The 20,523-nt window shown below is 44.0% G+C and carries 16 protein-coding genes and 2 tRNA genes; 8 read left to right on the plus strand and 10 right to left on the minus strand.

What is annotated here, in order from left to right:
- Window positions 1–161 precede the first annotated feature (161 nt).
- A complete protein-coding gene (gene secA / locus HGH47_RS10180; protein ID WP_230974552.1) occupies window positions 162–2,909 on the minus strand; it encodes a preprotein translocase subunit SecA in 2,748 nt (915 codons plus the stop codon).
- Between the two features lie 178 nt (window positions 2,910–3,087).
- Between secA and HGH47_RS10185 the strand changes: the two genes are divergently transcribed.
- From HGH47_RS10185 to HGH47_RS10210, 6 genes are all read left to right on the plus strand, one after another.
- Window positions 3,088–3,161: transfer RNA gene (locus tag HGH47_RS10185), tRNA-Arg, on the plus strand.
- 20 nt (window positions 3,162–3,181) lie between these two features.
- Window positions 3,182–3,430 (plus strand): hypothetical protein, encoded by a 249-nt coding sequence (locus HGH47_RS10190; RefSeq protein WP_212565946.1) that lies wholly within the window; start codon window positions 3,182–3,184, stop codon window positions 3,428–3,430.
- Window positions 3,431–3,518: 88 nt separating this feature from the next.
- Window positions 3,519–3,947: a 50S ribosomal protein L13 gene (rplM, locus tag HGH47_RS10195; RefSeq protein WP_212565947.1), complete on the plus strand. Its 429-nt coding sequence runs from the start codon at window positions 3,519–3,521 to the stop codon at window positions 3,945–3,947.
- Window positions 3,948–3,962: 15 nt separating this feature from the next.
- Window positions 3,963–4,352 carry a 30S ribosomal protein S9 gene (gene rpsI / locus HGH47_RS10200; RefSeq protein ID WP_044017141.1) on the plus strand — a complete coding sequence of 130 codons (390 nt, stop codon included), beginning with the start codon at window positions 3,963–3,965 and terminating at the stop codon, window positions 4,350–4,352.
- Entirely contained in the window at window positions 4,306–4,968 is a 663-nt protein-coding gene (locus HGH47_RS10205) for a regulatory protein RecX (protein ID WP_212565948.1), read from the plus strand. The genes rpsI and HGH47_RS10205 overlap by 47 nt, the downstream gene beginning before the upstream one ends.
- A 16-nt stretch (window positions 4,969–4,984) precedes the next feature.
- Entirely contained in the window at window positions 4,985–5,743 is a 759-nt protein-coding gene (locus HGH47_RS10210; RefSeq protein ID WP_212565949.1) for a TPM domain-containing protein, read from the plus strand.
- 428 nt (window positions 5,744–6,171) lie between these two features.
- Here HGH47_RS10210 and HGH47_RS10215 read toward each other — a convergent pair whose 3' ends face one another.
- From HGH47_RS10215 to HGH47_RS10235, 5 genes are read right to left on the minus strand one after another with little or no spacing between them, the layout of a single operon-like run.
- Window positions 6,172–6,477 (minus strand): PG0541 family transporter-associated protein, encoded by a 306-nt coding sequence (locus tag HGH47_RS10215; RefSeq protein WP_212565950.1) that lies wholly within the window; start codon window positions 6,475–6,477, stop codon window positions 6,172–6,174.
- Complete coding sequence (locus HGH47_RS10220; RefSeq protein ID WP_212565951.1) at window positions 6,470–9,649, minus strand: efflux RND transporter permease subunit; 3,180 nt, start codon at window positions 9,647–9,649, stop codon at window positions 6,470–6,472. Before HGH47_RS10220 ends, HGH47_RS10215 begins: the two co-directional genes overlap by 8 nt.
- 8 nt (window positions 9,650–9,657) lie before the next feature.
- Window positions 9,658–10,632: an efflux RND transporter periplasmic adaptor subunit gene (locus HGH47_RS10225; protein ID WP_230974553.1), complete on the minus strand. Its 975-nt coding sequence runs from the start codon at window positions 10,630–10,632 to the stop codon at window positions 9,658–9,660.
- A gap of 57 nt (window positions 10,633–10,689) precedes the next feature.
- Window positions 10,690–11,793 carry a TolC family protein gene (locus HGH47_RS10230; protein WP_230974554.1) on the minus strand — a complete coding sequence of 368 codons (1,104 nt, stop codon included), beginning with the start codon at window positions 11,791–11,793 and terminating at the stop codon, window positions 10,690–10,692.
- 9 nt (window positions 11,794–11,802) lie between these two features.
- Window positions 11,803–11,994 carry a hypothetical protein gene (locus HGH47_RS10235; RefSeq protein WP_230974555.1) on the minus strand — a complete coding sequence of 64 codons (192 nt, stop codon included), beginning with the start codon at window positions 11,992–11,994 and terminating at the stop codon, window positions 11,803–11,805.
- Window positions 11,995–12,280: 286 nt separating this feature from the next.
- On the opposite strand from HGH47_RS10235, the gene HGH47_RS10240 reads away from it, so the two are divergent.
- Window positions 12,281–12,354, plus strand: a tRNA-Val gene (locus HGH47_RS10240).
- A gap of 162 nt (window positions 12,355–12,516) precedes the next feature.
- Here HGH47_RS10240 and HGH47_RS10245 read toward each other — a convergent pair.
- The 4 genes from HGH47_RS10245 to HGH47_RS10260 are packed head-to-tail and all read right to left on the minus strand — an operon-like array spanning window position 12,517 to window position 18,527.
- Window positions 12,517–15,624 carry a type I restriction endonuclease subunit R gene (locus HGH47_RS10245; RefSeq protein WP_432912187.1) on the minus strand — a complete coding sequence of 1,036 codons (3,108 nt, stop codon included), beginning with the start codon at window positions 15,622–15,624 and terminating at the stop codon, window positions 12,517–12,519.
- Window positions 15,621–16,781, minus strand: a complete 1,161-nt coding sequence (locus HGH47_RS10250; RefSeq protein ID WP_432912190.1) for a restriction endonuclease subunit S — start codon at window positions 16,779–16,781, stop codon at window positions 15,621–15,623. Before HGH47_RS10250 ends, HGH47_RS10245 begins: the two co-directional genes overlap by 4 nt.
- Window positions 16,778–17,023, minus strand: a complete 246-nt coding sequence (locus tag HGH47_RS10255; RefSeq protein WP_212565953.1) for a hypothetical protein — start codon at window positions 17,021–17,023, stop codon at window positions 16,778–16,780. The genes HGH47_RS10250 and HGH47_RS10255 overlap by 4 nt, the downstream gene beginning before the upstream one ends.
- A gap of 4 nt (window positions 17,024–17,027) precedes the next feature.
- Window positions 17,028–18,527, minus strand: a complete 1,500-nt coding sequence (locus tag HGH47_RS10260; RefSeq protein WP_432912206.1) for a type I restriction-modification system subunit M — start codon at window positions 18,525–18,527, stop codon at window positions 17,028–17,030.
- Between the two features lie 643 nt (window positions 18,528–19,170).
- On the opposite strand from HGH47_RS10260, the gene HGH47_RS10265 reads away from it, so the two are divergent.
- Complete coding sequence (locus HGH47_RS10265; protein WP_212565955.1) at window positions 19,171–20,517, plus strand: YgeY family selenium metabolism-linked hydrolase; 1,347 nt, start codon at window positions 19,171–19,173, stop codon at window positions 20,515–20,517.
- The last annotated feature ends 6 nt before the right edge of the window (window positions 20,518–20,523 follow it).

Raw genomic sequence — 20,523 nt, forward strand, 5'->3', positions numbered from 1 at the left:
TTAGAATTGATGCCTGTGTGGCAATATCCGCGATGGAATATTCCGTATTGTGTAATTCCAGTACAAAAGCGCATCAATGCAACAGTTTCCAAAGTTCACACGTTGTTCAACTGTTGCATTTTAAGGATCTTTTTTGATAGCCCCGTTCGGGTTAAGCTGCCTTACCTGCCGCAGCAGTGCTTGTATTTTTTACCGGAGCCGCAGGGGCAGGGATCGTTTCTGCCGACTTTAGGCGCGGTGCGTACTACTTGGACGTTTTCCGGCTTGCTGCTGGAACCCATCGGGGAGCTGCTCTGGTGGAAAGAAGCCATGGAGCTGTGGTGCGCGGAGCCTTGCGGAATACGGCGCCCCTGAGTGCGCGAAGCGGGTTCTTCGGTGCTAATCCGTACCAATACCAGTAAGGAGGCAATGGAGAAGCGGATTTCGTCGAGCATCGCGTAGAAGATGTCGAAACCTTCAAGCTTGTATTCCGTAAGCGGGTTTTTTTGACCGTAAGAACGAAGATAGACGGCTTCGCGTAAGGCTTCCAGATTTTCCAAGTGATCGAGCCATTTACGGTCTATCGCCTGTAAATACTGATAACGAATGAACATATTGAGGTTTTCGTTACCGGCAAGCGCGATTTTTTCTTCGATATTTGCTTTGAGCGCGGCGTAGATTTTCTGTTGCAGTGCGGCGGTATCGCCAGCTTGAGCCAGCTTCGTATCCTCATCACTGAAGATGTAGCCGAATTTTGCCTTGAGATTTGCTTGCAGTTCCTTGAGTTCTTCCGGTTTTTCCTTGCGGGAACCGTGCTTGAACTGCTCGAATGCATCATCGAGGTACTCTTCTATCGTGGTGTAAATGCGCTCAACGAGGCGCTCATCCTGCAAAATTTTATCACGCTGTTCATAGATAAAGCCGCGCTGCTCGTTCAGCACGTCGTCGTATTCAAGGAGATGCTTACGGATATCGAAGTTGCGCTCTTCAACCTTGGTTTGCGCCTTTTCAATACTCTTGTTGAGCCACGGGTGTTCAATCGGCTCGCCGGGTTCCATACCGACCTTTGCCATCACCCGCTTGAGGTTTTCGCCGCCGAACAGACGCATCAGGTCGTCATCGAGGGAAAGGAAGAATTTTGAACGCCCCGGATCGCCCTGCCGTCCGGAACGGCCGCGCAGCTGATTGTCGATACGGCGGCTTTCGTGCCGTTCGGTACCGATAACATACAACCCGCCGAGCGATTTAACTTCCTTGTAGTCTTCCTGCCACTTCTTGTATTCTTCGTCGTATATTTTTTGATACACTTCCGGCTCGGCTTCGGTTCCTGCCCGTCTGCGTGCCCTAAATTCGGGACTGCCGCCGAGCTTGATGTCGGTACCGCGTCCCGCCATGTTTGTTGCAATCGTAACCGAGCCTTTTGCGCCCGCTTCCGCGATGATGAGCGCTTCCCGTGCGTGGTTCTTGGCGTTCAATACCTCGTGCCGGACACCTTTTCGGGTGAGTAGTGCCGAAAGCTTTTCCGATTTTTCGATAGACACCGTACCGACCAGTACCGGCTGTCCGCGTTTATGCGCTTCGGCAATTTCGTTACAGAGCGCTTCCCATTTTTCCGCTTCGTTTAGGTAGACCACGTCGTGCTCGTCCTTGCGGATAACCGGCAAGTTGGTCGGGATAACCACAACATCAAGCGAGTAAATCTTGTTGAATTCAACCGCTTCGGTGTCCGCCGTACCGGTCATACCGGATAGCTTGTCGTACATACGGAAGAAGTTCTGAAAGGTGATGGTTGCCATCGTGCGGTTGCGTTGGGCAATGCGGATATGCTCCTTTGCTTCGATAGCCTGATGCAAGCCGTCCGAATAGCGGCGTCCTTCAAGAATACGCCCTGTGAACTCATCAACAATCTGCACCTGCCCTTCTTTTACAACATAATCGACATCGATGTGATAGAGGATGTGGGCGCGTACCGCCTGCGTAAAGTAGTGGATATATTCAAAGTTTTCTTCTTCAAAGAGACTGCCGTTAATCAGCCCCTGTTTTTGCAGAATATCCTGAATGTGCAACATACCGGAGTCGGTAAAGGACACACGGCGGCTCTTTTCGTCGAGCGTGTAGTCGCCGATAATCTCTTCCCCTTCCAGCTCGTTGGGATATTCGCCGGTTTCGGGATTTTTCTTGACCTCTTCAAGCTGATCGACGAACTTATCGACATCAAAATATCGCTTGGTGTCATCCTCGGCAGCGCCGGAAATAATGAGCGGGGTACGCGCTTCGTCGATAAGGATGGAGTCTATTTCGTCCACAACCGCGAAAGAAAAGCCGCGCTGCACTTTTTCTTCTATTGTAAGTTGCATATTGTCGCGCAGATAGTCAAAACCGAATTCGTTATTGGTACCGTAGGTAATGTCCGCATTGTAGGCAGCCTTCCGCGCGGCGTTATCCATGTTGGAAAGGATTGCGCCGACACTGACTCCGAGATATGCGTAGACGGGACGCATCCAATCGGCGTCGCGTTCTGCAAGGTAGTCGTTGACGGTTACAATGTGTACACCCTTCCCGGAAAGGCTGTTGAGATATGAAGCGGCGATACTCATCAAGGTTTTACCTTCACCGGTCTTCATTTCGACGATGCGTCCCGAATGGAGAACCAGCGAACCTAAGAGCTGTACATCGTACATACGCTCGTGCAAAATACGCCGCGCAGCTTCCCGTGCAAGCGCAAAGGCTTCGGGAATAAACGCATCGAGGGATTCGCCTTTTGCAAACCGCTCCTTAAACTCGGCAGTCTTTTGCTTAAAATCTTCGGGAGCAAGAGCGAGCGCCCATGCTTCTTTTTCATTTATCTGATGAAGAACGGGAAGGAGCGCTTTAATGTCCCGTTCGTGCTGTGAACCGAAAACGGCTTTAATTATTTTATCTGCAATCATTGTATCAATGTACCGCGATTTGAGCTAAATGTCAATTTTCGGAGAAAAAACCTATAAAACATCAAAAAAAGTAACAATGCGAGGGCTTGTAAAAAGCCGCTTTTTTTTTTATACTCACTCAGATACAGGCTGTTTAAGAAGCATAGTTGATATGCCGATATAGGCAGCATGATTTTTTGATCCGTTAGCTCAGGTGGATAGAGCGGTTGCCTCCTAAGCAGCAGGTCGCACGTTCGAATCGTGTACGGGTCATTCTTTAATAGGAGGTTGGTATGATTGCGCTTATTATTGGGGCAGCAATGATTCTCTTTACAGTCTTTGCAGCGCTTCCGCCGGAGACTGCCGGTTTCGGACTCGGCTGGGGAAAAGATATCCTGCTCTTTTTGCGCGGCGGCTTACCGATTTTTACGGCCTTTGTCGGCTTAATTGCTGTGTTCATCGGTATTGCGGACATTAAAGACAAACAGGATGCGAAAAAAGAAGAAGCGGCGATGAAAGCAGGAGAAAATAAAAACGAATAAAGTTCTGCGGGTTGACTGCATAGCTGATTTTTTGATATAGTACTCTACCCACATTATCTGCAATAAAAATATATAAGGTACACAAAAGATGAAAACAATTTTTTATAAAGAGCGCGAAATACCGCGAAGCTGGTATGTTATCGACGCTGCAGGAAAGCCGCTTGGACGGGTCGCTGCAAAAGTTGCTGCAATGGCGCGAGGAAAGCACAAGGCTCTCTATGCGCCCCATCAGGAATCAGGCGATTATATTATCGTTATCAATGCCGATAAAGTTGCCGTTACAGGGAATAAAGATAAGGATAAGATGTATTATCATCACACCGGTTTCCCCGGAGGGCTTAAATCCGTCAATTTTAACACCCTTATCGGGAAAAAGCCGACCGAACCGTTGTATATCGCGGTAAAAGGTATGCTGCCCAAAGGCCCGCTCGGACGTAAACTGCTTAAAAACGTAAAAATTTATGCAGGTAGCGAACATCCGCATGCGGCACAAAATCCTGTTGCGGTAGCGTTATAATTTAGGAGAATGGTTGTGAAAAATATCGGAATAGGAACAGGACGAAGAAAAACCTCGGTGGCGCGGGTATATATCCGCGAAGGAAAGGGTTCGGTAACCGTCAACAATAAGAATATGGACGACTACTTTGCGACTCCCGAGCAAGTTCAAATGGCAAAACGGCCTTTGTTTGTTACCGGCAGCGATACCCGCTATGATATCATCATTACCGTATATGGCGGTGGTTTAAACGGACAGGCAGGCGCTTGTTCTCATGGTATTGCACGTGCACTTGCACAGGTAGATGCCTCTAACCACAGTTCACTTAAAGCGAATGGCTTATTAACTCGTGATTCCAGAATGGTTGAACGCAAAAAGTATGGCCAACGCGGTGCTCGCCGACGCTTCCAGTTCAGCAAGCGTTAATCCTACCCTTATTGCGGTGGAGTATACATCCTCGGATACCGTCAAACTGCTACTTTCCGGGGATATTTCTATCGTAAGCCGGTTTTGTTACTTTGATGAACCGCTTACGATAGATGACCTTCCGCTCCCTCTTACAGAATCCCAAACAGAATATCTCTATCAGGCAGGTCGGCGTTTTTTAGCTGAAAAGCATGCTGTTGCTTATCTTAACCGCGCCGAACATTCTTCTTATCAACTGACAATCAAATTGCAAAAAAAAGGCTATATAAAAAATGAATATCAGCCTGCGTTGGATTATTTACGCGCCGAAGGCACGCTTGACGATTCCCGCTTTGCCGGTGCATATTTACATACGAGAAGCCTTTCAAAAAAAGAGGGGTATGCACGCCTCTTTTCGGAACTGCGTAAGCGCGGAATCGCTGCGGACACGGCAAAGCAAGCGCTCAACGATTTTTTTTCGGAGGTTGACGAAGCAGCAGTATGTGAAGGCGCCGCACGCAGCCTTATTCGTAAGGGCTATACCGAACAAAAACTCTACAACGCCCTTCAACGGAAAGGCTTTCCATTCTCTATGATTAAGCGGTGTGTTCGACACCTTTCATCCTCCGCATCGTAAAATTAAAGGGGAACCTATGAAATTTTCAAAATATCCTTTCCGGTTTATCATTATTGCCTGCCTTTGTGTGCAAAGCGCCTTTCTGTTTGCTCTTGACGTTCCGCCGCTGAACGGTCCGGTCAACGATTATGCACATATATTCAGCGCAAGCGAGTCACAGGAATTAAATGCGTATTTATATAGCATTGATCACCAAAGCGATTTACAGATAGCGGTATTGACCATTCCCTCGTTGGAGGGGGAAAGCCTTGAAGATTACTCCATCCGCGTCGCGGAAAAATGGCAGATCGGGCAAAAAGGGAAGGACAGCGGTGTTATCTTAGTAATTGCTGTACAAGACCGAAAGCTGCGCATCGAAGTGGGATACGGACTCGAGGATCGTATCACCGATGCACAAAGCAGCAGGATTATCCGTTCAATCATCGCACCTTACTTTAAACAGCAGGAATACGGAAAAGGTGTTCTTTTAGGGGTAAAAAATCTTGCAGGACTTGCACTCCAAGACAAAAGCCTCATCAACGAGGCTGTAAAAGAGGCTGACCGGCAGGATGACGATTCTATTCCGCTGCCGCTCATCATTTTCCTGATTATTATCTTTCTATTCGGCTCCCGTTTTATGCCAGGCGGTTTATTCTGGCCGTTGCTATTTCTTTCATCAGGACGGAGAGGCGGTTATTCAGGACGCGGCGGAGGTTTTGGCAGTGGAGGCTTTGGCGGCGGTTTCAGCGGAGGCGGAGGCAGCTTTGGCGGAGGCGGTTCTTCCGGCTCGTGGTAAGGTACGCAGGGCAAACGCATCAGGCCTTTTGAAAATATGCGGGCATCTGCGTTGTCGCTACGCCAAAATAAATGCTCAACGTACAACAAGTACGTCTCCGCTTTATTTCGGCTAGCTTCTAGCATCTGCGCCACCTATTTTCAAAAGGCTTACGAAGAGACTGTTCAATCGGAACTGCCATGGATGGCAGTGGTACCATGCAGTAGAGATGTTTTGTGCGCGCACAAAACTCGCCTTCAACTGATGTACACGGATGTACATCAGTTGAAGATGGCTCAAATGGTCGCCCAACCTCTGTTATTCTGCGACTTTTATCTATACGGTCTGATGCATTTGCCCGCTTGCTGAAAAAAATGTGCGAAATTTTATTTAAAATTTCGCACAGATGGAAGGCAACCGCTTAAAATATTTCCGATGCGTTTGACCTGCTAGCTTACTGCCGGATCATTGATATTTTTATCATGCAGTACAAACAGTTTTATTCCCTCCGTTGGAAATTTTAACTTTATATACCGAACAATCTGCGCAACCTTCTGCTCGACGGTATTATCTGCGTAGGCAATTAACACAAAGTTAGTCTCCGGCCACGTACTGTTGCCAAGTTTATACGAATCTCTCCCCCTCCCGTAAGCCAACGGAATGGAAGTATAGAGAAAATCCGGCAAACAGGCTTCAAGATTTGCAATGAGTTCCGGATAAACGGACTGGTTTGCTATTATTTCAATTCTAATCATTGTTATTTCCTCCTTGTCCCTGTGTTTCTGCTGTAAAATATTCAGCCCTAATCGCGGCAAGATCCGGAGGAAGGGACATCGTCGCTTTTGCATTTGCCTTTCCGTTAAATAAAGAGTAAATCACCGGAATAATAAACAATGTTACCAAGGTACTGGAAAACAAGCCGCCGATTATACACAAGCCGATCGGCTGCGTTACGCTTGCACTGTCTCCGCCGAAGAACGCCATAGGGATCATTCCCAAAATAGTCGTAAGCGTAGTCATCAAAACGGGACGCAACCGGCTCGCTCCAGCTTCCTCACATGCTTGCAGCACAGGACGGCCTCGCCGTACTAAGAGGTTTGTCTGGTCTACCAAGATGATACCGTTATTGACAACAATTCCCAGCAGCATAACCACTCCGATTAACGACACCATACTGAACGCCTGTCCTGTTATCAGATGAATAAGAACAACGCCGACAACGAGGAAGGGCATCGTGAAGAGGTTGATAAAGGGATTTTTAAAATCCTCATAAGTTCCAGCCATAACGCCGAATACGAGGATAATCGCCAATATGATAATAGAAAGAAACACATTGGAGGTATTTCTGGTATTTTTCCATGAACCCTCATACGTGAGCGTTATATTGTCCGGAATTACCAGATTATCGCTTATCAACTGCTTTATTTGCTCTTCTACTTCCCGCGCGCTGCTGCTTGAATCTTTGAGCCCCGCAGTCAGGTGAATAATGCGGGATTGATTTTCGCGATTGATGGAAACCGGTCCTGTACCGCGGATAATTTCTGCAAAGTTTGCTACGGAATAAAGACCGGATCGCCCTGCAACATAAATCTTTTCCAAATCGGGAATTTCATCTCTATCCTCTTTCATAAGCAACACAACGACATCGTAACTATCGCCGTTTTTATGATAGGTGGTAGCTGTCATCCCGTTGATGCAATAGTTAATTTCATTTGCAATCGACATGATAGAAATTCCAAAACTATATGCCCGTTCACGGTCAACCTTTATTTCAACTTGAGGTAACCCATCTTGCATATCAATCTGAGGTTCGGTAACCGAAGGAAGCTGCTCTTTTATCAGTGCTTGAATTTTCTTTGCGAGGGCAACACTTGCATCCAAATCATTTGAACGGAAAACAATATTAACATCGTTTCCGCTCATTTGCTGCATCATCCCTTCATTAAAGCTCAGCGTTGCTGCAGGATAAGAATCAAAATGGGCTCTGAGTTTCTCTTTTACCGTTTGGGCATTATCAATTTGCTTGGATGCATCGGGTAGGTAGACGGTTAACGAGCCTTTATACGACGTATCCGACATTCTTCCCCCGCCGCCGGAACCGATACTGACCACGATATTATCATAGCCTTTAATTTCATCCTGCGCAAACTGATAAAAGTCATCGAGGATTGCCTGAGTCTCTTCAAGTTTTGTCCCCAAGGGTAAGGTAACATTTAAGGAAACCGAGGAATCGTTAAAATTGGACATAAAACTTATGTTTAGACGGCCGATCAGTACAAGCGATGCTGCAAAAATTCCGAAGGCAATAACAACGGTTGCAAAGCGGCGGCGCAAAACAAAGTGTAAACCTTTCTGATACAGAGTTGTAAGCCGATTCAACGCCCTTTCAATACTCTTATCGCATTTTGCAAGAAACTTATTTTTGATAGGATGCTCTTTTCTATTACTGACCGGCAAAAACTTTCCTGCTAAGACCGGTACTAGGAACACGGCAACAAAAAGCGAGGAAAGAATCGCAATTAAGATAACGGACATCAAGCTGCTGAACATTTGTCCAAGCATTTCAAGCTTATTTTTAAAAACGAAGAAGGGGATAAAGACGCAAATAGTCGTAAGGTTTCCGGCAGCTACGGAAGCCATTACTTCTTGAGTGCCGATAACAGCGGCGGTCAAAGCCTGTGTTCCTCGATTCCGATAGACATAAATATTTTCCAATACGACAACGGAAGCGTCCACAACCATACCGAGTCCTAAAATTAAACCGGTCATGGTAATCATATTCATCGTTATGCCGGCAAACGACATAATGGTAAGGGTGATTAAAATACAGAACGGGATGGAAATAGCCATAATAAAGGTACTTCGTCCGCTGCGCAAAAATATGAATAGGACTAAAACTGAAAGAATAAAACCTTGCACAATCGATTTAATAAGCTCGGTCAAGGTATCACTGACTGATGTAGAATCATCGCTGATAATTTCTATTTTTATATCGGCAGGCAGTGTTTTTTCAATTTCCTTTATTTTTTCTTTTACCGCTTTTGCAACATTAACCGTGTTTGAACCGCTTTGTTTTTGAACGGAAACATAGACACCGGGTTTTCCGTTTATGTAAATTTTACTTGTTGCATCAGAGTAGCCCATAAAGGCAGTCCCGATATCTTCAAGCTTTACATCATACCCGTTATACGTTCCGACAACACTATGGTTAATGTCATCAATGGACTCAAATTCGCCGGTTGTTCTAACCGTATATTTTTTTGTTCCTTCACTGACACTTCCGCCGCCTACTTCGATATTTTGAGAAGAAAGACCTCTCGCAATAGAAGACAGAGTCAGACCGTACGCTTCCAGCCGATTTTGATCAAGTTCAATTCTTACGATTGCACTGCGTCCGCCGCGGACTGAGGCTTGTGCGACACCGTCCGCTTGCTCTAATAAACTGGAAATTTGTTCATCGGCTATTTTCTTTAGCGACTCTTCCGAACGGTTGCCATTGACGGCAAGCGTGATAATAGGCATGGAAGACGTATCAAATTGAAAAATAGAAGGGGTAGTCGCGTTAGTCGGCAATGCCTGCTTGACCTTATCGATCTTATCTCGTAAGTCATTTACCGCAACATCCATATCCGTGCCGTAGTTAAATTGAAGCGAGATGGAAGACATCCCTTCCGATGAAGTCGAGGTCATCTTCTTGAGATTCGTTACACTGATAAGACTTCCCTCTAACACTTGTGTAACCGACTTTTCAACCGTTTCCGGCCCTGCATTCGGATACGAGGTACTGACCATTGCTACCGGCATATCCATATCCGGCATCAAAGCGATAGTTATATTCCCCAGCGTAAACACTGATACAATCGCAATCAATACGAAAGTACAAAGCATTAATACCGGATGTTCGAGTATTTTTTTCGATATACTCATACGTACTCCTATAAAGCGCTTGCCGTATTTGCGGCTGCTTCCTTTATTTGCGCTCCTTCGCTCAAGTTTTGTGTTCCGTCTACAACTATTTTATCCCCTTCCGAAAGTCCGTTCACAATTTCCACAATACCGTCTACATTCACACCGATGTCTACATTGCGTACTGTTACTGTTGAATCGGATTGAACTACATACACAAAATTTTTACCGTCCAGAGTTTGAATTGCATCGATAGGAAGACAGAGCGCATCTTTATGCAGTACGGTTAAAAGTTTAATTTTTGCATACATTCCGGCGTTTATCTTAGGATCGATGGTATCGAATGCCAGATATATTTCTTTAGTTCGCGAAACCTCATCTACAATTGGAGACACCCGTATAACATGAGCATCAAAAATCTGATTTTTATAAGCAACAAGAGAGACTTGAGCTTTCAGATCTTGTTTTAGTACCGAAACATCCCGCTCCGGCACCTTTGCTTTAATCTGGAGTTCACGGATATTTCCAATCTGAGCTACAGCGGTATTTGTGTTGACGGAGGTTCCTACCGTTAACGGCAACGCCGTAATTGTACCTGAAATCGGTGCATACACAGGACTTATTTCATAATACGTTCCGGGGGTTGAAGGATCGATTTCGGCAAGTTTGTCTCCTCGTTTTACGATTGAGCCGAGCGTTACATACACACGGGTAATTTTTCCTCCGATTCCGGGATAAACGGAAATGGTGTTATTAGCTTGGACATTGCCGTTCATGGTTAAATATTCCTGCAACTCTGTTTTTGACAACACTTGTGTTGTTACGGAATAAACAGTTGCCGCAGCATTTGCAGACGCTCCGTGCATTCCATCTTTGCTGTCCGGCATACTGCCTGCACCGCCGGACATTCCGCCTTTGTTTTTGGGCAATAGTGCAATGATTGCAATAACCGCAATAACACCGGCTACTAATAAAATCCGTCGCATAATTTTCTTTGATTTCATAGTGTTCTCCATCATTTCTCACTCAGTTAAGGAAGTTCTTTAGAGAGCTTCTCAAGGTTATTTGCCGATAAGACTTTTAAGCGTTAGTCTGCTGTTTATCAAAGACAGTTGCTGATTTTTATACTGAAGTTCGGCATTGCTATACGCATTGTGAATAGCTTGCAAGCTATTCAAATCTTTCGTTCCGTTTTTATAGGCAATCTCTGCCATTTCATAACTTTTCTTTGCCAACTCACTATTTAACCGGCAGTTTTCCAAACCTTCCTTCGCAATCTCAATTTCATTCAGTATTTCGATGATATTTGTTTTTATCTGCTGTCTTTTTTTATCGAGCTGCATTTCGAGCGTTTTAATCGAATCATCCATATCTGCAATATTGTCCCTCACGGCAGATCCCGGAATATAATTATCTAATGCAAACGAGAGACCTGCAGAAACAGACCAACTGTCTCTTTTACTTCCCATTTTATTAGGTAAATTATAGGAATACGAATAGGGACTGATATTGGCGCTGAGCATTATATTGGGAAGATATGCAGATAGGGTAAGTTGAGAACGGGATATTTTATTTTTATTCAAGGTATTCTTTATAGTACGGATAGCGGGACTATTTTCTATCAGCTCATCCAAGTTTCCTTGTGAAAGCTCAAAATCATTTGCATTTACATAATCATCAAGGCTTCCCTCAAAAGAAACGCGCTGCCCCGGCTCCACATTGACACCGATTTCATTTAAGAATTTAAACGTTGCAGTAAAGTATGCCTTTTCGGTATTCCGTAAATTGATTTTTGCCGTTTCATAATTTACCTGACTGGTCAATAAATCAAGCTCTGTAACAAGACCTTGGCTCTTTTTAATCTTTGTCTGATTATATTGTGCTTCGTTGGCGTTTACCGATGCCCTACTGATGTCTACCTGTCCTTGCATATATAAAAGCGAATAAAAGCTCTTACGGATTTCCGTTTCAATTTCGCGGACAGTATCTTCATAATCTTTTTGTCCGCTTTCGTATGCTGCTTTTAAAGCGGCAATCTTTTTACCGACGCCGAGACTGATATTCAAATTTGTATTGATTCCGGTAGAAAACGTAAGCGCATTGGTTGCCGTAGAGGTCAAGCCGCCATTTGCACCGCCGCTTACGTTTGCCGAAAGAGACGGCAAAAAATTATTCTACGAATGTTCATACTTCCTTTTGGTTTGCTCAAGCTGTATTTCACTTTGCCTAACCGAAAGATGTGTTTGTAACGCTGACTGTACGGCAGTTTCCACATCAATAGTTTTATCAGGAATTTGTGTTTTTTCTCCAAAACTATTGAACGTAAATAGGATCGACAGCGCAAGTATGATGAGTTTCTGCTTCATGCTTCCCTCCTATATGGGATAAGACAGACGTTGCTCGGCTTATGTAAGGTATAAGCCGATTGCATAATAATAGTAAAACATTTCATCTAAGTACAGGTTACCGAGGGGGCTGAATCAGGGCAACCGCGTCAGACGTTTTTTACTATCGCAGAGCGCTCACCTTTTCACTTTATTCGTGTGGAGGATTTAACGCCCCGACGCTCACGTCGGGGTTGTTTATTGTCGATAAATGAAACAACCCTGTTGACATTTTTATCGGGTTTATATATAGTCTTTTCTGTTATTAGGGCGCTTAGCTCAGCTGGTACGAGCGTTTGGTTTACACCCAAAATGTCGGCGGTTCGATCCCGTCAGCGCCCATAGTTTCCTTCCTTGCTATATATAGACTTATCAAATCATTGCTTTTAATTGATTTTTAACAGGTCAAGTCGGGAGTTTATATATGGATTATCATATAATAGCTAAAACCAAGAAGACTATCCGAATACTCATATTTGTGGACATTCCTCGCTAAACACACTATCAAATTGTTCCGCCGACTCCTTTGAATTTTTCAACAAAAGCAACAATTTTTTGAAAGACCTTTTGTTTTTTTGTTAAATACTCAGGATTGAGCGGGCTGAGTTTGGGCAAAACGGCATTCAGATCGGTACCGATTTCGCTGGCATACTCGTGTTTTAATGAGGTTTGTATATATCGTTTTGCAGCTTCTTCATTAAGCTTTTCTTCGGCAATCAGCGCAGCGGCCTCCTCTTTCTGCTTTTTCTGAGCATACATAAAGAACGCTTGGATAACTTCTGCCTTATCTTTAATCGGCTCAAAATCCGTTTCGTTGATAAAATCAACAATCAAGCTTTCTTTTGCCCTATTTCCAATACCGGATCTGATTATCCTGCGCACATCATCTACCAATTTTGCTTTATCGTTTGTCTTCTTATTATGTTCAAAAATAAGAGCCAGAATATAGTCAAGGTCGATCTCTTGCGATTTCAGCAAATCAACTTCAAAAACCACATCATCCCAATCTATTTTTGTATGTTCCGGACTCTTACCGCCCCGCTCCCGTCTAAACCAGTCTCGTATATCGTTATATGTAGAACAATAATCCTGCACAGCCCGTTCGGTCAGCACATCTATTTTCTGCATTTCTGTAAACGCTTCATCTGTTAAAAAGCAGCGGTCTTTAAATGCTTGGAGAGCAACGCGGTCTGTCGGATCGATAGACTGCAAGGCTTTCAGCTGTGTAAATTCATCATAATTGCGCAAGATGTTTTCGATGCGAAGGTACTCACCGAAAAGCTGAACAAAGACTTTTTTAGCGGCTTCGGTTGTTATTGCGTCCGGCTTAGGAAATTGCGCTTTCAGTTCCCGAACGACCTCTGTGTAGCCCCTGTGTACTTCACCGGTTACACTATCGGTGAATCCGTCGATATATTCTTTGTAACTTTTTTCAAGCACCACGTTCTTGGTATTCTGACTACCGAAAAGCGTAATTGCATCTATTGTTGCTTGCTCCAAATCTCTAAACGTAACGATATTGCCGAATGTTTTTGTTGCATCATAGATACGGTTGGTACGTGAAAATGCCTGTATCAAACCATGATAGCGTAAGTTCTTGTCTACAAAGAGTGTGTTCAATGTTTGCGCATCAAAACCGGTAAGAAACATTCCAACCACAATCAAAAGGTCGATCTCTTTGCTCTTCACTCTTTTTGCTAAATCGCGGTAGTAGTTTTGAAACTCCTTACTGTCTACACCGAAACTGGTCTGAAACATTTCGTTATAGTCGCGAATGGCTTTTGCCAAAAACTCCTTGGCGCTGGAGTCCATTGCAGACACTTCAAACGTTTCTTCAAGAATATCCCCAATGGCATTCTGTTCTTCGTTCGCTGCAAAAGAAAATATGGTTGCTATTTTTAACGGCTTTTCACTTTCTTGCTGGAGGAGATTCAGTTGTTCATAATAGAGTTTGGCAGCTTCAACACTGCTGACTGCAAACATAGCATTAAAGCCCATCCTGCTTCCTTGCATCCGATGAGTCTTTATACTAAAATTCCGTAAGATGTATTGAGCAATTTCTTTTATCCGGTCGGGATGGAGCAAGAGTTTCTTTTCTTCTGCAGCGCTGATTTTTGCTTCGTCCTGCTCTGTTTCCAAGGCTTTGAACGTGGGGCGCACATCGTTATAGTCAACCTTGAATTTTAATACTTTTTCATCTCGGATTGCATCAGTGATAACATAGGAATGCAGCTCACGTCCAAACACACTCGCCGTAGTTTCTGTGCCCAATGCATTCTCAGGAAAAATAGGTGTTCCGGTAAATCCGAATTGATAATATTTCTTGAATTTCTTCCGTAAGTTTTTTTGCGCTTCACCGAATTGAGAGCGATGACATTCATCAAAGATAAAGACAACCTGTTTTTGATAGATAGGTAAATCGCCTTCTCCTTTCATAAGGTTGTTCAGTTTTTGAATAGTTGTTACAATAATTTTATTATCGTCTTTCTCAATATTCCGTTTTAACCCTGCAGTGCTTTCCGAACCGTTTACACTATCCGGCGAAAAGCGCTGGTACTCTTTCATTGTCTGATAGTCCAAGTCTTTGCGGTCAACAACGAAAAACACCTTATCGATAAATTCAAGCTGCGTAGCAAGGCGAGCAGCTTTAAAGCTCGTGAGTGTTTTTCCGGAACCGGTCGTATGCCAAATATAGCCGCCGCCATCCGGTGTACTCCATTTCTTTGCTTGAAACGAACTTTTTATTTTCCATAAGATACGTTCCGTTGCAGCAATTTGATACGGGCGCATAATGAGCAAGGTATTGCCGGTATCAAACACGGAATAGGTAAGCAATACTTGCAGCAGTGTATTTTTCTGAAAGAAGGTCGCCGTAAAATCTTTAAGGTCTTTAATCAGTGTATTGTCCGATTTTGCCCAATTCATTGTAAAATCAAAACTGTTTTTATCTCTCTTTACCGTATTGGCAAAATAGCGGGTATCTGTTCCGTTGGAAATAATAAACATTTGCAGGTATTTATATAAGGAACTTTCGCTATTAAAACTTTCCTTGCTATAGCGGTGTACCTGATTAAACGCTTCGCGGATTGCAACTCCTCGTTTTTTCAGCTCTATCTGTACCAGCGGCAGCCCATTCACCAAAATAGTTACATCATACCGGTTTGCCTGTGTGCCCGTTTGTTCAAACTGGTTGATCACCTGCACTTTGTTGCGGGCAATGTTCTGTTTGTCGACCAAATAGATATTTTGAATGTGCCCGTCGTCAAAAACAAAATCATAGATATAATCATCGTGTATCTTCCGTGTTTTATCTATAATACCTTCACTCGGTTTATCCAAATACTCATCCAGAAACCGCTGCCATTCCGCATCGGTAAAAACAGTCTTGTTGAGTTCTTGTAACTGCTTTCTTACATGAGCGAGGAGTGCAGCGGGAGTAGTAATATCGGGAAGATACTCGTAGCCTTGGTTGCGTAAATCTTGGATCAGCTCCCGTTCCAAAGCAGCTTCCGGCTGATAGCCTACAGAGGGTTCGCTCACCATTGAATCTTTGGTGTATTTATCAAGGACGATAAAGTTCGGCAATTCTGCTATTGTGCCGTATTGTGTCATTGCGGTGTCTCCTTCCGGCATTGAGGTCGTTGTGCCGTTACCTCATGTTTTGGAAATGATAGTAATTGCTCCCGGTAATACTCATACTGCTTACGGCGCAGCGCTATTTCTTTCGGTAACCCCTCGCTGATGGAATTGACCAAGGTATCGAACTTATCGAGGATGGCAACGATACGGGCTTGCTCAGAAAGCGGTGGAACGAAAATAGGAAATTTCTTCAACATTGGTAAACGTAAAGAAGTTACTGATGAATGCACAGACTGTTTCATTATAAAATTATAGAAATGAGCCAAGAAGAAATAATATAAGAATTTAGGATTCAGCTGCGATTTATCCTTTACAATAAAACGATAAGCCCTTTGGTGTAAAGCATATTTACCTGAAATATAATGAAATACCTTACCAACCCCTACACCATCTCCAGCGGTGATTACTGCCGTTTCATCAAAATCATACGATCCAATGGCTCTCGGAATTTGTGAACGGACAAAAAAGGGATATTCTCCATTATCTAAAGCTTCATTCGTATTATGTAAACCCGTTCCAATCTCCGTTATTTCCCCCAGCGGTTTCCATTCCACCTCATCGCCAAAGGTAAGCAGATTGTCTCTATAATACTCATACTGTTTTTTACGCGCCTCCAGCTCCGCCTCCAGCTCCGCCTCCAGCTCCGTGAATTTGTCGAGAATACGAACGATCTCTTCCTGAACAGGGCGAGGCGGAAGAGGGATTTTTTTATGAGAGTAATTGCTTATCCATTGTCGTTTATGATCTCCTTCGGCAAGTTCACTTGGTAAGGTATTCAGCCAATGATAAATATACTGTAATAATACTTGAGTTTCATCTTTAGATGTAATCATTTTCATTGCAGATGATTTTGCTTTAAAATCAAAATCTACCCATTTGTGAGCGGTAGTAAAATCATCAAAAATAATTACAGGATGTACGGAAGCCTGATAGATACCATCTGTTTCATCGGTATACCCAAGAATAAACGTCTTTCCTGCAGTCAGCACAGGGGTAGGATACTCTGCCTTGTAATTTGTTGATTTTACCAAATACGCGGTAGGCTGCTCATATTCGGTAACCTCTCCCAGCGGCTTCCATTCCACTCCGTTGGGGCAGTGCTCTTGCAATAACTGTTGTATCTTATTCATCTTTTTTCTCTTTTCTCTTTTGATACTGCTTTTAGGCTATTTGCCTTTTTTGCTGTTTGCGCTAACATAGTGATGGAGTTTAAATAATCTTTTTCCACATTGCTCAAAGTCTTGGCCTTGTATTTTTTATATTCTGCGATTGCTTTTTGTGTGAGCCAAATGGTCTCGTCTTTGACAATCGCATTTACCGACGCCGCGCCTTCGGGCGTATTATAAACTAAATATTGCAATTCTTTATTCATTCATCTACCTCTCCAACTCCGCTATTATTTTGTCGATATCTGCCCGCAGTGTGTCTATCCGTTTGACTGTTTCTGCTACTTCGGCATTGACTTTGACGATATCAATAACCTCGCGTTTATCTTCTGCTTCCACATACGAACTGACGGAAAGGTTGTAATCGTTTTCCGCTATTGTGCTGTTTTCAACCGATATGGTGGTATAGGCGACATCCTTTTTTTTCTCAAAAAGACTGACAATCTTTGCAATATGCTCATCGGTGAGCACATTGTTATTCGTTTCTTTTTTAAAGAATGCCTCTCCGCTGGCATCTATGAACTGTGTCTTTGTGTCCTGCTTGTGCTTGGAAAGTACGAGGATGTTGACGGGGATACCCGTACCGTAAAACAGATTAGGCGCCAGCGCTGTCACTGTTTCGACAAAGTTATGCTCTACCAGATATTGCCGTATTTTCTTCTCAGCTCCGCCCCGATAAAAGATACCGGGAAAGCATACGATAGCCGCGCGCCCCTTAGCCGAAAGATAGCTGAGAGAATGTAATACAAACGCAAAGTCGGCTTTGGACTTGGGAGCCAACACACCGGCTGGAGCAAATCGGTCATCATTGATGAGCGTAGGATCATCACTGCCTACCCATTTTACCGAATAGGGCGGATTTGAAACGATGGCATCGAAGGGTTTTTCATTTCCGTACATCGGATTGATGAGCGTGTCCCCCTGCGATATATTAAACTTATCGTAATTGATATTGTGCAAAAACATGTTCATACGCGCGAGGTTGTATGTGGTGTGGTTAATTTCCTGCCCGAAAAAACCTTCTTCTATTAAATGGGCATCAAATTGCTTTTTAGCTTGCAGCAGTAATGAACCGGAACCGCACGCCGGATCGTAAATTTTATTGACGGATGTTTGTCCCAACAGCGCTAATTGCGCAATCAATTTTGAAACATTTTGAGGAGTAAAAAACTCTCCGCCGGATTTACCGGCATTGGCAGCATAGTTGGAAATCAGAAATTCGTAGGCATCGCCGAACAGATCAATTTCATTATGCTCAAAACTACCGAAGTTTAGGCGTTCCACTCCATTAATGACGGCTGCTAAACGCTTACTTTTTTCTTTTACGGTGCTGCCTAAGCGGTTACTTGTCGTATCGAAGTCGGCAAAAAGGCCCTTAATGTTGTGCTCGGAGGCATATCCTTGAGCTGAACTTTCTATCGCCTGAAAAATATTCGCTAAATCCGTGTTTAACTGCTCATTGGTATTGGCTGTCTTGGCAATGTTGGCAAAAAGTTGACTGGGATAGATAAAATACCCTTTTGTTTTGATGGCATCGTCTTTTATTTCAGGCGTAATTACATCGTCAGATAGCTCGGCATAGCGGACATTTTCATCACCGTTTTCAATAAAGGCGGTAAAATTTTCGCTGATAAAGCGATAAAAGAGTGTTCCTAAGACGAATTGCTTAAAATCCCAGCCGTCCACAGCGCCGCGTACCTCGTTAGCGATTTTTCAAATCTGCGCTTGCAATACCGCTCGCTGATTTATACTTGTATTTGTCATCTGTAAGGTCATCCTATTATCATGAGACATTTTTAAAAACAAAGGAATCGTTTTTTTAGAACTCCTCTCTTGAATCTTGATTTCAGCATATCATAACCCAAAAGGGGTGTCATTATATATTGTTATTCTATAACACTCAAACCATTGACTATCAGCCATTATCGGCACAAGAGATACTACCTTTCTACGCGTTTAATTTTCCCTAAGATTGCCAAAAACTTTCTTACAGTTTGACTTCTTCACAAGGCTAAAAAAGAATTAGCATAACTAAAAATTTTTTAGAAGATTATGCTTGACATAAGAATTTTTCGCTTCTATAATTAAATTAACCTAAGGTTCCTTCATCCGGATATATTTTTACGTATTTTTATAGGAGCCGGGTTGTAATCAATATCGTATTGAGCGGAATGCTTGAAAAGCGATAGAGGAGTGTAAAATAAAAGCCGTACAAATGGCACGGCTTTTATTTACCCAAGTTTGCGTGCTGCAAACTTGTATTATTATATGCACGTTCTCACTTCGTTATGAACGTGCGTAAAAAGTCAATCGAAAGTTGATACTTTCTTCTTGACTTTTTATGGGAGAAAACATGAGTTTGGATTTTAACAAGATTAAAACTGCTGCAGAAGGATATAAGGCCGACATGACCGCCTTTCTGCGCGAAATTATCCGCCTTCCCAGCGAAAGCAGTCAGGAAGGGGAAAAAGCAAAGCGCATCCAAAAGAAAATGGACGAGCTCGGATTTAACAAAACGTGGATCGATCCGCTTGGTAACGTAATGGGATGGATGGGTACCGGCCCGCACATTGTTTGTTTTGACGGTCATATCGATACGGTCGGTATCGGTAACCGCGACAACTGGAAGTTTGACCCCTACGAAGGATTCGAAGACGATATATTCATCGGTGGACGTGGGGTTTCGGATCAAACCGGCGGCGTTGTTTCTGCAATGTATGCCTGTAAGATGATGAAGGACTTAGGCCTTCTTAACGATAAATACACCGCTATGGTAGTAGGCTCCGTACAGGAAGAAGACTGCGACGGTATGTGCTGGGAGTATATCCTGAAAAAAGACGTCAAAGTACCCGGATATGAAAAACTCTGCAAGCCCGACTTTGTCGTTTCCACCGAACCGACCGACGGCGGTATTTACCGAGGGCACCGCGGACGTATGGAAATCCGCATCGACGTTAAAGGCGTTTCTTGTCACGGTTCCGCACCGGAGCGCGGCGATAACGCAATCTACAAGATGTCCGACATCCTGCAGGAAGTACGCAAGTTAAACGAAAACGATGCTGCAGACGGCACCGAAATTAAAGGTCTCGTCAAAATGCTCGATAAAAAATACAACAAGGAATGGGAAGAAGCAAACTTCCTTGGCCGCGGAACCGTTACCGTTTCCGAAATTTTCTATACCAGCCCGAGCCGCTGCGCCGTTGCGGACTCCTGCTCCGTTTCGCTTGACCGCCGTATGACGGCCGGAGAAACATGGGAATCCTGCTTGGAAGAAATCCGCCAGCTTCCCGCCGTTAAAAAGTACGGAAAAGACGTAAAGGTGTCGATGTACAATTACGACCGGCCGTCATGGACGGGAGAACAATATCCGATCGAATGTTTCTTCCCCACTTGGGTACTGCCGAATGAGCATGTCGTTGCCCGCTCAATCGTGGAAGCATATCACAACTTGTACGGCGATAAGCGTATCGGCCCGAAAGATCAGATCGCAATGCGCGAAGCCCGCCCGCTCGTCGATAAGTGGACATTCTCCACAAACGGCGTGTCCATTATGGGACGGAACAAAGTCCCCTGCGTCGGTTTCGGACCGGGAGCGGAAGCACAGGCTCATGCCCCGAACGAAATTACTTGGAAACAGGATTTGGTAACGTGCGCTGCTGTGTATGCCGCGCTGCCGTCCATATACGTTGAAAAACTATAAAAAAGC

The organism is Treponema sp. OMZ 805 (genome assembly GCF_050937395.1).
Lineage (GTDB): Bacteria > Spirochaetota > Spirochaetia > Treponematales > Treponemataceae > Treponema.

What these genes read in the sequence shown, in the direction of transcription:
- HGH47_RS10265 (WP_212565955.1), top strand. Translation starts at nt 19,171, where the DNA reads ATGAGTTTGGATTTTAACAAGATTAAAACTGCTGCAGAAGGATATAAG.
- HGH47_RS10205 (WP_212565948.1), top strand. Translation starts at nt 4,306, where the DNA reads ATGGCCAACGCGGTGCTCGCCGACGCTTCCAGTTCAGCAAGCGTTAAT.
- HGH47_RS10235 (WP_230974555.1), bottom strand. Translation starts at nt 11,994, where the DNA reads ATGAAGCAGAAACTCATCATACTTGCGCTGTCGATCCTATTTACGTTC.
- HGH47_RS10225 (WP_230974553.1), bottom strand. Translation starts at nt 10,632, where the DNA reads ATGAAATCAAAGAAAATTATGCGACGGATTTTATTAGTAGCCGGTGTT.
- HGH47_RS10210 (WP_212565949.1), top strand. Translation starts at nt 4,985, where the DNA reads ATGAAATTTTCAAAATATCCTTTCCGGTTTATCATTATTGCCTGCCTT.
- HGH47_RS10215 (WP_212565950.1), bottom strand. Translation starts at nt 6,477, where the DNA reads ATGATTAGAATTGAAATAATAGCAAACCAGTCCGTTTATCCGGAACTC.
- secA (WP_230974552.1), bottom strand. Translation starts at nt 2,909, where the DNA reads ATGATTGCAGATAAAATAATTAAAGCCGTTTTCGGTTCACAGCACGAA.
- HGH47_RS10245 (WP_432912187.1), bottom strand. Translation starts at nt 15,624, where the DNA reads ATGACACAATACGGCACAATAGCAGAATTGCCGAACTTTATCGTCCTT.
- rplM (WP_212565947.1), top strand. Translation starts at nt 3,519, where the DNA reads ATGAAAACAATTTTTTATAAAGAGCGCGAAATACCGCGAAGCTGGTAT.
- HGH47_RS10250 (WP_432912190.1), bottom strand. Translation starts at nt 16,781, where the DNA reads ATGAATAAGATACAACAGTTATTGCAAGAGCACTGCCCCAACGGAGTG.
- HGH47_RS10255 (WP_212565953.1), bottom strand. Translation starts at nt 17,023, where the DNA reads ATGAATAAAGAATTGCAATATTTAGTTTATAATACGCCCGAAGGCGCG.
- HGH47_RS10220 (WP_212565951.1), bottom strand. Translation starts at nt 9,649, where the DNA reads ATGAGTATATCGAAAAAAATACTCGAACATCCGGTATTAATGCTTTGT.
- HGH47_RS10190 (WP_212565946.1), top strand. Translation starts at nt 3,182, where the DNA reads ATGATTGCGCTTATTATTGGGGCAGCAATGATTCTCTTTACAGTCTTT.